The sequence below is a fragment of the Chryseobacterium sp. AC405b genome (genome assembly GCF_979258685.1).
Window position 1 is genome coordinate 522408 of record NZ_OZ409877.1, and the last position, 15583, is coordinate 537990.

The window sequence follows — 15583 nt, forward strand, 5'->3', positions numbered from 1 at the left end:
GCACAATCTAACAATTAAAAAAATAATTTACTATGTCAGACATTGCATCAAGAGTAAAAGCTATCATCGCTGATAAGCTTGACGTTGAAGAAACAGAGGTAACTCCAGAGGCTAGCTTCACAAATGATTTAGGAGCTGACTCACTTGATACCGTTGAGTTAATCATGGAATTTGAAAAAGAATTTAACATTCAAATCCCGGATGACCAAGCTGAAAAAATTACTACTGTAGGCCACGCGATCGCTTATATTGAAGAAGTAGTAAATAAATAATATTCTTCAACAAAGAAAATTTAAAAAGTTTATGGAATTAAAAAGAGTAGTTGTAACCGGTTTTGGCGCCTTAACACCCATCGGTAATAATGCGAATGAATACTGGGAAAGCCTGTTAAAGGGCGAGAGCGGAGCCGCTCCGACTACTCTTTTTGATGCCACAAACTTTAAAACAAGGTTTGCTTGTGAAGTGAAAAACTTCAATCCATTGGATCATTTCGATAAGAAAGACGCCAAAAAAATGGATCGTAACACTCAACTTGGAATGGTGGCTGCCAGAGAGGCAGTTGCTCATTCAAGGATTATGGAAGACAATGTAGATAAACACAGAGTCGGCGTAATATGGGGTTCTGGAATTGGTGGTTTAGAAACTTTTGAAACTGAGGTTTTGGGGTGGGCAAATACAGACATTCCTAGATTTAATCCTTTTTTTATTCCTAAAATGATTGCGGACATCACACCTGGACATATTTCTATTGAATATGGTTTCCACGGTCCCAATTATACTACTGTATCTGCTTGTGCATCATCTGCAAACGCATTAATTGATTCTAAAATGCTGATCCAGCTCGGAAAGGCAGACGTTATTGTTTGCGGAGGCTCTGAAGCTGCCGTTACAGCAAGTGGCGTTGGTGGTTTCAATGCAATGATGGCACTTTCTACAAGAAATGAAGATCCGAAAACAGCTTCAAGACCTTTTGACAAAGACAGAGATGGTTTTGTATTGGGTGAAGGTGCAGGAGCAATCATTCTTGAAGAATATGAACACGCTGTAAAGCGAGGTGCAACAATATATGCAGAATTATTAGGTGGCGGTATGAGTGCAGATGCACATCATATGACAGCACCGCATCCTGAAGGTTTGGGAGCTTATTTAGTAATGAAAAACTGTTTAGAAGATGCAGGATTAACTGCTGATGAAGTAGATCATATCAACATGCATGGTACCTCTACTCCATTAGGAGATTTGGCAGAATCTAGCGCAATTTCAAAGTTATTTGGTGAGCACGCTTACAACATTCAGATTAATTCTACAAAATCAATGACAGGTCACCTATTGGGTGCTGCCGGAGTCATTGAAGCTATTGCTGCTCTGGGAGCTATTATTCATGGTATTGTTCCTCCCACAATCAATCATTTTACGGATGATGAAAAGATCGACAGCCGATTGGATTTTACATTCAATAAAGCTGTAAAAAAAGATGTGAAAGTAGCTATGAGTAACACTTTTGGATTTGGTGGGCACAATGCTTGCGTTCTATTCAAAAAAATCTAATTATCACTGAATGGAGTTACAGAAATACTTTTCTAAATTCCTTCTCAAACAAAGAAAAAAAGTATTATCGGAAAGAGATTATTTTCTGAGCATAGAGCTTAACAGAATTTTAGGCGCACCTGTTCAGAATATCAACCTTTACCGTGAAGCTTTTTCTATTAAAAGCTCTTCTAAAAATCAAGAAAGTAATTACGAAAGACTTGAGTTTTTGGGAGATTCTGTTTTGGGTACAATTGTTTCATGTCATTTGTTTCAAACTTATCCTAATAGTAACGAAGGATATATGACGCAGATGAAATCTAAGATTGTAAATAGGAAGAATCTGAATAAATTAGGAGAAGATTTAAAACTTACCGATCTTTTACAAAAAAACAACAATCCAGTTGCTTTGGGAGAAAATATTGCCGGAAATCTTTTTGAGGCATTAGTAGGCGCTGTATATCTTGACTTTCAGTACGATATCTGCAAAAAAATCGTGTTAGAAAGACTGCTTACACCATCTGAAATCAATAAGCTTGAAAATAAAATTGTAAGCTACAAAGGTCTTCTGCTGGAGTGGAGTCAAAAGAAAAAGCTCAATATAAAGTACGAAACCTGTGAAGAAATTCAGGTGAATAAAAGCATTGTTTTCCGCTGTCATGTATGGCTTGGTGATGAAAAAATTGCCAATGCAACAGAAACATCAAAGAAAAAAGCAGAAGAAAAGTCAGCTCAAAGAGCATTTTACATTTTAAACAAAAAAGAAAATATACTTGGAAGTCCAAAAACTGTATGATTTCGATGATATAGAATGCGAAGATATTATCATTGGTTTGGTAAGATTAGCTAAAAATATACCCGATCACGAGTTTTTTTATAAAATAAATCAAAGTAACGATTTTAAATTTTCAAGAATCAAAGACCTCGTTTTCCACGGTGTTTATTATGATTATTATTTTCCAAGATTTGAAGCATACCACAAGTTTACAAAAACGTGTTTCACTTTTATTTCAAACAAATCTTCAGAAAGTAAGCAAAAAAAGTTACAAACTGAGCTCTTCGCAGAAGAAGAGAATATTAAATTTTTATTAAATAATCAGACAGAAGTGGAATATATTCTGCACAGTCCGGAACAATTCACTGATTTTTCCGTAATTTTGCTGCCTGAAAATCTTGTGTTTCCAATCCAAGATTACAATCTGAGTTCTGATGAAGAACTCTATCAAATAATACAGTATTATGAATAAGTATTTAAAAAAGACAAAAATTATCGCAACGCTTGGGCCTGCTTCCTCTTCAAAGGAAGTAATGTTAGGATTGATGAAAGCAGGTGTTGACGTATTCAGAATAAATTTTTCTCACGCAGATTACGATTTAGTACGTACCAATATTCAAACCATCAGAGAGCTTAATAAAGAATACGGATATTCTGTAGGAATTTTAGCCGATTTACAAGGTCCGAAACTAAGAGTGGGAGTTGTAAAAGAAGGTTCTTATCTGAATCCCGGTGATGTTTTAACGTTTACCAACGAGAAAATCGAAGGAGATTCTACCAAAGTTTACATGACCTATCAACAGTTTCCTCAGGATGTGAATGTAGGGGAAAGAATTTTGATTGATGATGGAAAATTAGTTTTGGAAGTTCTGGAAACCAATAAAATTGACACCGTAAAAGCTAAGACTATTCAAGGTGGCCCGTTGAGTTCTAAAAAAGGGGTTAATCTTCCCAATACAAACGTTTCCCTTCCGGCTTTGACTGAAAAAGATATCTTAGATGCCAATTTCATGCTTGACATGGAAGTTGACTGGATTGCACTTTCTTTTGTACGTCACGCACAGGATATCATCGATTTGAAAGAATTGATGGCGAAGCATCCAAAAGGAAAATTAAAAACACCGATTATTGCTAAGATCGAAAAGCCTGAAGGCGTAAAAAATATTGATCAGATTCTCTTAGAATGTGATGCAATTATGGTTGCACGTGGTGATTTAGGTGTAGAAGTTCCGATGGAGGAAGTTCCTGCTATTCAGAAAACATTGGTAGAAAAGTCAAGGTTTTATTCTAAACCGGTAATTATTGCTACCCAAATGATGGAGACGATGATCAACAGTTTAACACCAACAAGAGCTGAAGTAAATGATGTTGCCAACTCTGTATTGGATGGCGCTGATGCTGTGATGCTTTCCGGTGAAACTTCTGTAGGAAGATACCCTATACAGGTGGTTGAAAACATGGCAAAAATCGTTCAGAATATTGAGCAGACTAATTTTTATCAACATAAAAATGAGCCTATCGAAAAAGATTTCAATTGTATTGATGAGCGATTTATCACCAATAGAGTTTGTCTGGCTGCAGTAAGAATTGCAAAAAGCACAAACGTTTCAGCGATTGTTACTTTAACCAATTCTGGTTACACAGCATTCCAGGTTTCTGCACACAGACCAAATTCTCACATTATTGTTTACAGTGCAAACAGGCGCGTAATCACGATGTTGAATCTACTTTGGGGAGTCCGTGCTTATTATTATGATATGCACAAATCTACTGACGAAACAATTATTCAGGTTAATATGCTGACGCACAATCATGGTTACATTGAAACCGGAGATTTTGTGATTAATCTTAATGCAACACCATCTTATGAAGGTGGTAAGACAAATACTTTGAGATTAACAACAATTTAATCTTTTTGGCATAAAGCAAAAAACTCTCGAAAAATATCGAGAGTTTTTTATTACTTTCCTAAAACTGTTTTTGCAGTCACAAATTCCTTTAAAGCCAGTAATGAAAGCTCCGTTCCATAGCCTGAAGACTTTGTTCCTCCGAAGGGAAAACGTGGGTCAGAACTTGTCATTCTGTTGATATTGACTGTTCCTGATTCCAAGCCATTTATGAAAAATTGCTGACGCTCTGTATTTTTAGTCCAAACCGAATTTGAAAGTCCAAAAGGAATATTGTTTGCCATTTCTAAAGCTTCACGATCATCTTTCGCAATCATTATCATTCCCAAGGGTCCGAATAATTCTTCAAGCAAAATAGGATTACCTTCTTTAACGCTTATCAATCCGGGATTAAATTCTGTTGCTGAAATTCTTTCTAAAGGAATAATTGCTTCTGCCCCATTTTCTAAAGCTTTTTGATATTGCTTTTCAAGATCATCTGCTAAATCCGGTCTTGCCATTCCGCTTAATTTTGTTTTCTTGTTCATCGGATCTTCCGGAGCATATTTTTTATATTCTTCGATAAATTTTGGCAGAAATTCAAATTCAATATCTCTCTGGATGATAAATCTTTTTGCCGCAACACAAGTCTGCCCGCAATTCTGAAGTCTTGCCAAAGCACCTACTTTTGAGGCTTCATCTAAATCTGCATCATCCAGAACAATGAACGCATCACTTCCGCCAAGCTCTAGTAAAGATTTTTTAATTTTTTGTCCCGCTATCGATGCAACTTCAGCACCCGCTTTTTCACTTCCGGTTAGACTTACACCTTTAATAGCGGGATGTTCAAGAATTTCTTTTATTTCTTTATGTCCAACTTCTAAATTCTGAAAAACACCTTCGGGGAAACCTGCTTCCAAAAATACTTTTTCAATCGTATTCCCACTTCCGAAACAGATTGAAGCATGCTTCAAGACAACTGTATTTCCTGCTAAAATTGCCGGTATTGCAAATCTCAGGACTTGCCAAAAAGGAAAATTCCACGGCATGATTCCCAAAATAACTCCTTTCGGGACATAATGAATTTCAGAAATGGAAAATTCAGACTCAATTTTTTCAGGACTTAAGACGTTTTCAGCTTTAGCATAATAATCCATCATCAAAGCACATTTCTCAACTTCTGAAATTGACTGAGAAATAGGCTTATTCATTTCTTTTGTAATGATTTCACCAAATTGTTCTGATTGGGCTTTAAGTAATTCTGCAGCTTTTATAATTAATTTTTGTCTGTCGGCAAATGGTATAGTTTTCCAGTCTTTAAAAGCCTGATCTGCTTTTAATAGTTTATTTTCAATTGATTGTTCCATGTTTAATTTCATTTAAAAATTCAGTACAGTGAATTTTTTGCTTTTGAATAAAGCAAGGGTAAGGAAACAAAACGCGTTCCTTATTGATCTTTAAAAAAATGATAAATTCTATTAAGAAAATCTGTTTATTAAATCATCAGCCATTCATTCACAAGACTTGCAGCCAATCTGGCTGTTCTGTCCTGAATATCAAACTGAGGATTGACTTCTGCTACATCTAAGGCAACCAGCTTTTCACTTTTCAGAATATGTTTATAAAAATGCATAAAGGCAGCATCAGTAAACAGTCCGTTATATGCCGCTGCTGAAACTCCGGGAGCAATTGAGGCATTAAAAACATCCATACAAACCGTCAGATAAAGAACGTCTACAGAATCTATAAGTTCGGTAATACGTTCGTAAACGGAAGGAAGATTTTCGAAAAACAATTCGTCTGCAAGAATGTATTTCATTCCCAAATGATGAGCAGTATCAAATAATTTTAAAGTATTCGAATTTCTCTGAATACCAATATGCAGCGTATAATTATTCTCTTCCTGAGCGATTTGCCAAAACCCTGTTCCTGAACTTGCTCCTATTTCATCTTCCGGTTTGCGGTTATCAAAATGTGCATCAATATTAATAATTCCTATTTTTTTATCGGGAAAAGCATTTCTAATTCCTGAGTAATGCGCATAGGTTACTTCATGACCACCACCAAGAACAATAGATTTCCCACCTTTCGTTACCACCTGCGAAACTTTTCCTGCCAGTTCATATTGAACGCCTTCTAAATTTTCATCTTCACACGTAAGGTTCCCAAAGTCTAGCATGGAAAAATCCGGAAGTACTACCGGAAAATTAGCCATATTTTTTCTGATAATATCTGGAGCATCTTTCGACCCTACTCTGCCTCTGTTTCTCTTCACACCTTCATCGACAGCAAAACCGTGTAAAACGAAATCATTAGTTGAAATAAGATCATAATCATTTACTTCCTGTACTCTTTGAAAAACTCTATGATAAAGTAGCTCTTCACCATCTAACCTCCCTTGCCAAATATTTTGATTCATAATTTTCTATTTAAATTCTATTTTAATCCCATCAATATAAACATGCTCAGCTTTTAAACTTCCCTGATAATACAATATATTTTGAAAGTTATTTGTTTTAAAGGTTACAAAATCAGCTTTCATACCTTTCTCTAATCTTCCTCTATCTTCTAATCCCAGAGCAAACGCAGACCGGAAGGTAATTCCTGCCAAAACTTCTGCAGTTGTCAATTTTTCATACGTTGCTAAAATAGAAGCCTGTGTAACTAAATTTCCCATAGGGGCAGAACCCGGATTCCAGTCACTGGCTATTGCTAAAATTGCGCCAGCGTCTAATAATTTTCTTGCGGGAGTGAATTTTTCTCCTAAACCTAAACTAGCACCGGGAAGTGCTGTTGCCACTGTAGCGGACTGCGCCAAAAATTCAATATCCTCATCGACTGTGGCTTCTAAATGATCTGCTGATTGTGCACCAACTTCAACGGCAATCCTTGAACTCCCTGGAGTAAACTGATCTGCGTGAACGGTAATCTGAAAACCTAAATCTTTAGTTTTTAACAAAAACTCTTTACTTTCTTCTGGTTGAAAGGCTGATTTTTCAATAAAAATATCAACTCTGTCAGAAAGTTTTTCTTCTTTTACTTTAGGTAAAATTTCTGTTAAAATATAATTTAAATATGCTTTATTATCTCCTTCAAAATCTCTTGGTTTAAGATGAGCCGACAGACAAGTGGGAACCAACGTAGCACGAGTTTGAGATTGTGCTTTTTTGATGATCCGGAGCATTTTTAATTCATTTTCCACATCTAAACCATACCCGCTTTTAATTTCAATCGTTGTTATTCCTAAAGAGATTAAAACATTTATTCTTTCAAGCAGTGTTTTTAATAGTTCTTCCTCCGAAGCATTTCTGGTATGTTGTACAGAGCTCCAGATACCTCCACCACTTTCTGCAATTTCAAGATAGGTTTTTCCCGCATTTCGCATGGCAAAATCATTGGCACGATTACCACCAAAACAAATATGCGTGTGAGAATCTACCAAAGCCGGAAGCACGATTTGCTCACCTTCAACTTTATCAATTTCTATGCTTGGATTTTCAATTTTTAAGGCATTAAAATTTCCAACCTCGAGAATTTTATTTTCGTCAATCAAAATTCCACCATCGATGATAATTTCAAGCTGATCATCTGATAATTTTCCCCTCAGAGAAAGATTCGATAACGATATTATTTGCTTAAATGGGCCTATTAATTTCATTTCAAAGGTTTAGGTTCTGGCTAAATTTTAAATTTAGAAGTGTTAATTTTTAATTAAAAAAATTTGATTGAAGTTTACTTCTCTCTAAATCAACCTACTTATTTTTTAAAATATTTCCACTCAAAAATACTCAAAATATATCAATAATAACAGCCATCTACTTCTTTACAGTAAGCTGTCTTGATATCAAAAACTTATCTATAAATAATCTTAATCCTATCCTCAATCTTAAACTCATTTTTTCCTATCTTTGAGGTAAATGAAATGAATTAATGCCAGATTTTTTACATCCTGATAAGGAAAATTATTCCGATGACGAACTCGTACAGGAAGAAAAAATTCGTCCGCAAAGTTTTAAAGATTTTGCCGGACAAAGAAAAACACTAGAAAATCTTGAAGTATTTGTGGCTGCTGCTAAAAATCGTGGCGGTGCACTTGATCATGTTCTTCTTCATGGTTCGCCAGGTTTAGGAAAAACTACTTTATCTCATATTATAGCAAACGAATTAGGAGTTAACTGTAAAATAACTTCCGGTTCTGTTTTGGATAAACCGGGAAGTTTAGCAGGTCTGCTTACCAATTTGGAAGAAAATGATGTTCTTTTTATTGATGAAATCCATAGATTATCTCCTATTGTGGAGGAATATCTTTATTCAGCAATGGAAGATTATAAAATCGATATCATGCTTGAAACAGGTCCCAATGCGAGAAGCGTTCAGATCAGTTTAAATCCTTTTACTTTAGTTGGTGCCACCACAAGGAGTGGAATGCTGACAAAACCGATGTTGGCAAGATTCGGGATTCAGAGCAGATTAGAATATTATTCGATTGAGCTTCTTTCAATGATTATTATCAGAAGTGCAAGAGTTTTGGGTGTAACCATTTATGAGGATGCTGCGATTGAGATTGCAAGAAGGAGTCGCGGAACGCCAAGAATTGCGAATGCGTTATTGAGAAGAGTTCGTGATTTTGCCGAAATTAAAGGCAACGGCGAAATCGAAATTAATATTACCACTTACGCTTTGAATGCATTGAATGTAGACGAATTTGGTTTAGATGAAATGGATAATAAAATAATGAGAGTGATGATTGAAAATTTCAAAGGGAAACCTGTTGGGATTTCTGCTTTGGCAACATCCATTGCCGAAAATCCGGAAACTTTGGAAGAAGTGTATGAACCGTTTTTAATTCAGGAAGGATTTATCATCAGAACACCAAGAGGACGAGAAGTGACGGAAAAAGCATACCGACATTTGAATATTGCGATACCTAGACATCCGGGAGAGCTTTTTTAATTTAGAGTTTATAATAAGTTTAAAATTTTGAGTTAAGATTTATTAAATTAAAAAAATAAAAAATAATATGAAACTATATCCTATCCAATGCGGAAAATTCAAGCTTGACGGCGGCGCAATGTTTGGAGTCGTCCCGAAAAGTCTGTGGGAAAAAACCAATCCTGCGGACGAGAAAAATTTAATTGAATTAGGAACCCGCTCTTTATTGATTGAAGACGGAAAAAAACTTATTCTTGTAGATTGCGGCCTGGGAAATAAGCAGGATGATAAGTTCTTTGGTCATTATTCTCTCTGGGGCGATGACAGTTTAGATAAAAATTTAAAGAAATTCGGTTTTGTAAAAGAGGATATTACCGATGTCTTTTTTACTCATTTACATTTTGATCACTGTGGCGGAGCCATTGAATGGAATGATGACAAATCCGGTTACAGACCTGCTTTCAAAAATGCACAGTTCTGGAGCAATGAAAACCATTGGCAATGGGCTACAGAACCTAATCCGAGAGAAAAAGCGAGTTTCTTAAAAGAAAATATTCTACCCATTAAAGAAAGCGGCCAATTAGGCTTTTTACCACTTCCCAGCAACGGTAATTATGGTTTTGTACCAGAATTAAAAATGGATGTTATCTTCGTAGACGGTCACACCGAAAAGCAGATGTTACCTGTGATTCAGTATCAGGAAAAAACAATTGTTTTTGCAGCAGATTTAATTCCAACTGCAGGGCATATTCCTCAAGTGTATGTGATGGGTTACGATACCAGACCCTTATTGACTGTTGAAGAAAAAGCTAAATTTTTAAAGCAATGTGTAGATAATGATTATTTACTGTTCTTTGAACATGATGCGCACAATGAATTGGCAAGTCTTAAAATGACTGAAAAAGGCGTGAGATTAGATGAAACCTTTAGTTTTAATGATGTTTTTGGTTACTAGATTATGGAAGAATTATTGACAGAAACTCAAAAAGCAGAACCTGATCCCGGCTCGAAAATCATTGGTCTTACCGGCGGAATTGGTTCCGGAAAATCAACCGTAGCAAAATTTATCGAAAACTGTGGTTTTCCTGTTTATTATTCTGATGACAGAGCTAAAACGATTGTAAATGACAATGATGATGTAAAGAATAAAATAAAAGAGCTTTTGGGAGAAAATTCTTATGATGAAAATGGAATTTATAACAGAAAATTTGTTGCAGAAAAAGTTTTTAAAGACGATGAATTACTGCATCAATTAAATAAAATTATTCATCCTGCTGTAAAATTAGATTTTGAACAATGGGTTGCCCAACAGAAGAAATATCTAATTTTTAAAGAGACAGCACTGCTTTTTGAACTCAAGCTAAATCTTCAGTGTTATAAATCGCTTTTGGTCACTGCCGAGGATAATATAAGACTGAAAAGAGTAATGGATAGGGATGGGAAAACTTATCGTGAAGTTGAAACCATAATGAATAATCAAATGCCGGAAAAAGACAAAATAAAACTGGCAGATTATGTTATTTACAACAATACCAATCTGGATGACCTGAAGGAGCAAACTGAAAAAATTATTTTTGAGATTGAATAAATTTCAAAAAACGCACATAAATAAAAACCGCTGAATAATTCAGCGGTTCTTTTATGTGTAAAAATCTCATTTAAATCTGATACAAAAAAAATAAGCTCTCATTTCTGAGAGCTTATTCTGTTATTTAGAAATTATTTAATTATTATTCTTTAATAAATTTCTTCTGAGCAGTACCTTTTACGTCTTCAATGTCGATAACATATAATCCGTTGATGAGTCTGCTTACATCAATCTTATTGTTTAAGATTAATCCGCTTGATACCAATTGTCCTGCTGCACTGTAAATTTTATAATTCGCTTTTTTGCTGATATTTTTTACATTTAAAACTGTGCTTACCGGATTTGGATAAATCATGATATCCGTTTGGTTCAGTGGGTTTACTACGCCTTGTTTAGAAATTCTTACGGTATAGTCTTCAACTTCACCATTGTCAAAATTCAAACAATTTACAGGAATAGCATCTTTCGCCATAGCCACTCTCATTCTCACATACTTGTAATCTGTCATGCTTACAAAAGCATCAGCCGGTACAGAGAATGTAGCGCTTGCTGTAGGGTTTAGATTCGGTCCGTCAGCAAGTATTCTTTCGTTAAGATCGAAATATCCATTTCTGTTGAAGTCAATCCAAACTGCTACTCCAGTACCAGTAGTACCTACGGTTTTGTCGATAATAATCTGATTACCTGTAGAACCTTGAATCATTTCAATATAGGTATCAGGATCTGTTGTAAAATCAGAGTAATTAGAACCAAGAGAAATATTAATCATTTCTGGCTTACCTGTTGGTTTAGCCGTTACTTTATTAATAAATTCTGTAGCCGAATTAGTAGATGACATTTGACAGTATACAATTGTTGGTGTCGTGAAATAATAAGGAGGCGTAAAGTTACCCGGTGTTCCGGTACAAACGTTAGCTACCTGCATTTCATATTTTGTCAATTCTAATAATCCTGTGATTGTATACGTATTAGTATTTACATTAATACTCGTCCAGCTAGGAATTCCTACTTTTCTATATCTTAAAATATAACTATTAGTAGCTCCTGCACCTGTATAAGCATCCCAAACTACTTCAGCACTTGTAGGTGTTAATGTAGTAATTGTTAATCCTGGAGGTGGTATTTCACAAATTCTTATTGTAGTAAATACCTGAGGATTAGACCATGGGTTTGGTGTAGTTTCACCAACACAAATATTTGCTACCTGAACTTCATACGTTACATAAGAAGTTAATCCTGTAAGAGTAATAGAGTTAGCAGGAGGAAGCGGTGCTGTTGGTGTAATCCATGTTAAAGAACCTACTGGTCTATATCTGATGATATAAGTAGCACTAGGAACTAAAGGATTCCATGTAACTACTGCAGAAGTAGAAGTCACATTGGTAACGGTAACATTCGGAGGCGTAGGATCACATCTTGTCGTAAATGTCTTGATAGCTGTGAAAGCTCCTGCTCCACCTGTACCACAAACTGCAGCAATCTGCACTTCATAAGTTGTAGCCGGAGTTAAACCATTGATTGTAACCGGAGGGTTACCTGCCAAACTGGAAACATTAAGAGTTGTCCAAGTGGTAGTTCCTAAAACTCTGTATTGTAAAATATATGCAATATTATTAGTTGCCGGAGTCCAGTTGATCGTTACTGCATTCTGCGTAATAGCTGCAAACGTTGGAGCACCTGGCGTAGCATTGTTACAAGGTCTCAAACGTACTGCATAATCTTCTACTTCTCCGTTTGCAGGATCAGCACACATTACCGGAGTACTACCACGTCTTAAGATTACTCTCATCGTAGTTGTGAGTGGTCCTGCATATATTGCTGGTCCAGCTGGTGGAACTGCAAATGTAGCCGTAACCGGTGTAGTTGTACTTGATGCAGAATTCATAATTCTTTCAATAGGTGCGAAAGTTCCGTCCCTGTTAAAGTCAATATAAACATCTACTGCATCAGCAAAAGTACCGGCTTGCCAAGCTTTAGAAACAGACAATTGATTACCTGATGAACCTACTTCTAGGTTAATTAATGTAGCAGGTGTCACATAACTAATATAATTGGTCTGTAAAGAAGTATTATCCATTACAGGGAAATTCACAGGTGTAACTTTTACATTAGAAATGTAATCATTAGTACCGGTACCTACCATTGGACAATATGATAATGGTGGTGTTGTGAAATTGATAGAAGGACCAAATGCACCCGGAGTACCGTTACATACCGTCATTACCTGAACCTGATAAGCAGTTTGCTCAGTAAGACCTGGTATTGTATAATAACTTTGTCCTGCTGTAACTGCCTGACCTGCAGGAGAAGGTAACCAAGGTCCTGTAGCACCCACTCTCCATCTTACAAAATAGGTAGCACCCGCAGCTGGTAACCAAGAAACGTAAGCTGTAGTAGCCGTCATATTGGTCACTGTAATGTTTGATGGTGGAGCCGTAGTACAAGGAAGTAAATCAATTAATCTTACAGAATAATCTTCTACTTCTCCCCAAGTAAACCCTCCACATGGACTAGGAGAACCTCCTTCCTGAATGATTACTCTCATTCTTAAATTTAGATTGCCCATGTAAACACCTAATGTGTTTGGAGCAGGAACAGGAAAGGTCGCATTTACAACTGCTGTCGTATTAGAAGGTGAATCAAGAACCAATTCATTTGCATTATCTCCAAAAATTCCGTTTCTGTTGAAATCAATCCAAGCTTTAACCCCTGCAGCATATTGGAAGTTTGGCCAAGTCTTCGTAATAGAAACACTGTTATTACCAGTTCCTCTTATTAAAGTAATTAATCTTGCAGGATCATTTGTGTAATCCGAATAAAAAGGAGCAGTCGGTAATGGAGTGAGTGAGGCACTCACCATAGGCGCATATCCTGTAGGCGTAACTGTTACATTAGATATATACTCGTATAACGTAGTACTTGTAGGTCCAGAAGTACAATAACTGATTGCAGGTGTTGTAAAAGGAGTACTTGGTGAGAATGCACCCGTAGTACCTCCGCAAATTGTCGCAATCTGAACTTCATAAGCTGTAAGTTCAGTAAGACCCGGTATTGTATAACTGCTAGAAAGAGGAGCCGTTAATGTAACCGTAATCCATGCACCACTTGGAGCAAGTCTGTATCTTACAATATATGTAGCACCTAAAGTTGGCGTCCATGAAACTCCTGCAGAAGTTGGTGTCAACTGTCCAACAGAAATATTTAATGGTGGAGCTGTAGTACATGGCTGTAATGCTTCAGCAACTATCTGTACTCTAGGTATTGTAGCATATCGTGCACTAGCAGTAGGAGGAGCAGCCGGATCAGCATTTACAGAATCACTGTAATGAAGAATTCCTCTGTTTGTACCTGCTGGATAATCTCCCCAGTTTTGAGTACAAGAGTAACCCCCTGCATTTTCGTCAACTGCTATTACAATGTTTGAAGTACCATCCCAAACAAAAGGATTCGTTAAGGTTAATTCAACCCAAGTACCATTTGTCATGTTCGGTAAAGTACCTGTGTAGACTTGCTGTAAATTGGTTGATGCAATCCAGCTTGTTGTGGTTGCAAAATTTGTCTGTGCAGTATTACCCATGTAAACTACCCATTGGTTGTAATTAGCCTGGGTAGTTGCAGTAGTTGCAACGAAAAATCTTATTTTAGTAATAAAGTTGTTTGTTCCAATCGCTCCGGCAACTTCTGCTGCAGTGTAAATCTGCTGAGAGTAGTTAAATCCGAAACAAGAGTAAATCGGCAGAGTTCCCACTGAAGTCGTACCACCACCAATTTGACCTGGTGTGAAAGAAGGGCCTGCTATCCATGCACTTTTATCAGTTCCCGAACAAATAGATCTTACCCAGAAATAATAAGTAGTTCCAGGAGTTAATGCATTTTGAGGCACTGACAATGCAGTTGTAGGAGTACCTGCTGTAGCAGGAGTCGGAGTGGTATTTGTAGTTGATACAATATACTCATATCCGTTTGCAGGAGCATTAGCAGGGGTATTCCAGCCAATTGATCCTGTTGTAGGTGATGTTGCACCAGATACTAAACCAGAAGGAGCAAAACAACTTGGAGGAGTCCAAGTGTAGGTAAGTCCGTCAGTAGGCATTCCAGGTGTAGCTGCTGTCGTATTAAATGCCTGAGTATTTGTATTTACAGTACCTGCTGTAGAACTAGCAAATGCTAAAGATGTTGCATTCAAACGGTTATTAAAATCAGCATTGGTAGTACCACGAAGACCAATCTGTGCAGTACTTGCAATAGATGTTGTTCCTGCTAGATATGAACCACTTTTGTAAACAACTGCTATTGTGTTCGTAGTTTCTCTTAACCTTATTTGAAAAGAGAACGTATAAGCATTTGTTGTTGAAGTAGTATATACCGGTCTGAAATCAGTCCATTGAATTACAACTTCTCTGTTGGGTGCTGTACCTTCAACTCCCCAACTAACGTTTCCAAAAACATTGGTAACATTAGCAATTGCGTTAAGGTCTCTACCCCATGCAGAAACTGCACCTGTATAAGCTTCCGCACTTGATATCGGAACATAGTTTGCTGTTCCCGGCGCTGTTGCTCCAAAGGTGATGAAACCATTGGTAGAAACATTTAATGCTGAATAATTGATACCGTTAAATGAAACAGGAAACGGAAGCGTCACCGGATACACTGCATTATCTAACGAGTTGGCGGTGGTTGCAGTTGCCAATACAGCAGATGGCGTCGCAAGAGCTTGATAAGCTGTATTGGACTGCGCAAATGTGTATGAACTCACCTGTGCGTTCGATAGATACGACAGAATGATTGCAAAAATTAGTAAAATTCTCTTCATCTTATTAATAATTAAATAGATTAGAATACATAAGTTAATTAGTATTAATGAATTGTGCTGAG

General features: G+C 36.6%; 12 protein-coding genes. 8 read left to right on the top strand and 4 right to left on the bottom strand.

Annotation, left to right across the window (positions count from 1 at the left end):
- Nucleotides 1-32: 32 nt before the first annotated feature.
- The 5 genes from ACZZZA_RS02535 to pyk are packed head-to-tail and all read left to right on the top strand — an operon-like array spanning nucleotide 33 to nucleotide 4212.
- Nucleotides 33-272, top strand: coding sequence for an acyl carrier protein (locus ACZZZA_RS02535; protein WP_002976354.1), 240 nt, complete (start codon nucleotides 33-35; stop codon nucleotides 270-272).
- 31 nt (nucleotides 273-303) lie between these two features.
- Nucleotides 304-1548 carry a beta-ketoacyl-ACP synthase II gene (fabF, locus tag ACZZZA_RS02540; RefSeq protein ID WP_463429649.1) on the top strand — a complete coding sequence of 415 codons (1245 nt, stop codon included), beginning with the start codon at nucleotides 304-306 and terminating at the stop codon, nucleotides 1546-1548.
- Between the two features lie 10 nt (nucleotides 1549-1558).
- Nucleotides 1559-2323, top strand: coding sequence for a ribonuclease III (rnc, locus tag ACZZZA_RS02545; RefSeq protein WP_463429650.1), 765 nt, complete (start codon nucleotides 1559-1561; stop codon nucleotides 2321-2323).
- Complete coding sequence (locus ACZZZA_RS02550; protein ID WP_463429651.1) at nucleotides 2301-2774, top strand: IPExxxVDY family protein; 474 nt, start codon at nucleotides 2301-2303, stop codon at nucleotides 2772-2774. The genes rnc and ACZZZA_RS02550 overlap by 23 nt, the downstream gene beginning before the upstream one ends.
- Nucleotides 2767-4212, top strand: coding sequence for a pyruvate kinase (gene pyk / locus ACZZZA_RS02555; protein ID WP_463429652.1), 1446 nt, complete (start codon nucleotides 2767-2769; stop codon nucleotides 4210-4212). The genes ACZZZA_RS02550 and pyk overlap by 8 nt, the downstream gene beginning before the upstream one ends.
- 50 nt (nucleotides 4213-4262) lie before the next feature.
- Here pyk and ACZZZA_RS02560 read toward each other — a convergent pair whose 3' ends face one another.
- The 3 genes from ACZZZA_RS02560 to hutI form a co-directional block, all read right to left on the bottom strand.
- Nucleotides 4263-5555, bottom strand: coding sequence for an aldehyde dehydrogenase family protein (locus ACZZZA_RS02560; protein WP_463429653.1), 1293 nt, complete (start codon nucleotides 5553-5555; stop codon nucleotides 4263-4265).
- 128 nt (nucleotides 5556-5683) lie between these two features.
- A complete protein-coding gene (gene hutG, locus ACZZZA_RS02565; protein WP_463429654.1) occupies nucleotides 5684-6607 on the bottom strand; it encodes a formimidoylglutamase in 924 nt (307 codons plus the stop codon).
- 6 nt (nucleotides 6608-6613) lie between these two features.
- Nucleotides 6614-7846, bottom strand: coding sequence for an imidazolonepropionase (gene hutI, locus ACZZZA_RS02570; RefSeq protein ID WP_463429655.1), 1233 nt, complete (start codon nucleotides 7844-7846; stop codon nucleotides 6614-6616).
- Between the two features lie 272 nt (nucleotides 7847-8118).
- Here hutI and ruvB point away from each other — a divergent pair, with 272 nt between their 5' ends.
- The 3 genes from ruvB (at nucleotide 8119) to coaE (ending at nucleotide 10708) form a co-directional block, all read left to right on the top strand.
- Nucleotides 8119-9141, top strand: coding sequence for a Holliday junction branch migration DNA helicase RuvB (ruvB, locus tag ACZZZA_RS02575; protein ID WP_463429656.1), 1023 nt, complete (start codon nucleotides 8119-8121; stop codon nucleotides 9139-9141).
- Between the two features lie 67 nt (nucleotides 9142-9208).
- Nucleotides 9209-10075, top strand: coding sequence for an MBL fold metallo-hydrolase (locus ACZZZA_RS02580; protein ID WP_463429657.1), 867 nt, complete (start codon nucleotides 9209-9211; stop codon nucleotides 10073-10075).
- A 3-nt stretch (nucleotides 10076-10078) separates the two neighbouring features.
- Entirely contained in the window at nucleotides 10079-10708 is a 630-nt protein-coding gene (gene coaE / locus ACZZZA_RS02585; protein WP_463429658.1) for a dephospho-CoA kinase, read from the top strand.
- 142 nt (nucleotides 10709-10850) lie between these two features.
- Here the strand turns inward: coaE and ACZZZA_RS02590 are convergent, their stop codons facing one another.
- Nucleotides 10851-15521, bottom strand: coding sequence for a fibronectin type III domain-containing protein (locus tag ACZZZA_RS02590; protein WP_463429659.1), 4671 nt, complete (start codon nucleotides 15519-15521; stop codon nucleotides 10851-10853).
- Nucleotides 15522-15583: the final 62 nt, after the last annotated feature.

Bases quoted from the DNA above. Each gene is read 5' to 3' on its own strand.
- pyk (WP_463429652.1), top strand. From the start codon at position 2,767: ATGAATAAGTATTTAAAAAAGACAAAAATTATCGCAACGCTTGGGCCT.
- ACZZZA_RS02535 (WP_002976354.1), top strand. From the start codon at position 33: ATGTCAGACATTGCATCAAGAGTAAAAGCTATCATCGCTGATAAGCTT.
- ACZZZA_RS02590 (WP_463429659.1), bottom strand. From the start codon at position 15,521: ATGAAGAGAATTTTACTAATTTTTGCAATCATTCTGTCGTATCTATCG.
- ACZZZA_RS02580 (WP_463429657.1), top strand. From the start codon at position 9,209: ATGAAACTATATCCTATCCAATGCGGAAAATTCAAGCTTGACGGCGGC.
- ACZZZA_RS02560 (WP_463429653.1), bottom strand. From the start codon at position 5,555: ATGGAACAATCAATTGAAAATAAACTATTAAAAGCAGATCAGGCTTTT.
- rnc (WP_463429650.1), top strand. From the start codon at position 1,559: ATGGAGTTACAGAAATACTTTTCTAAATTCCTTCTCAAACAAAGAAAA.
- hutI (WP_463429655.1), bottom strand. From the start codon at position 7,846: ATGAAATTAATAGGCCCATTTAAGCAAATAATATCGTTATCGAATCTT.
- fabF (WP_463429649.1), top strand. From the start codon at position 304: ATGGAATTAAAAAGAGTAGTTGTAACCGGTTTTGGCGCCTTAACACCC.
- hutG (WP_463429654.1), bottom strand. From the start codon at position 6,607: ATGAATCAAAATATTTGGCAAGGGAGGTTAGATGGTGAAGAGCTACTT.
- ruvB (WP_463429656.1), top strand. From the start codon at position 8,119: ATGCCAGATTTTTTACATCCTGATAAGGAAAATTATTCCGATGACGAA.
- coaE (WP_463429658.1), top strand. From the start codon at position 10,079: ATGGAAGAATTATTGACAGAAACTCAAAAAGCAGAACCTGATCCCGGC.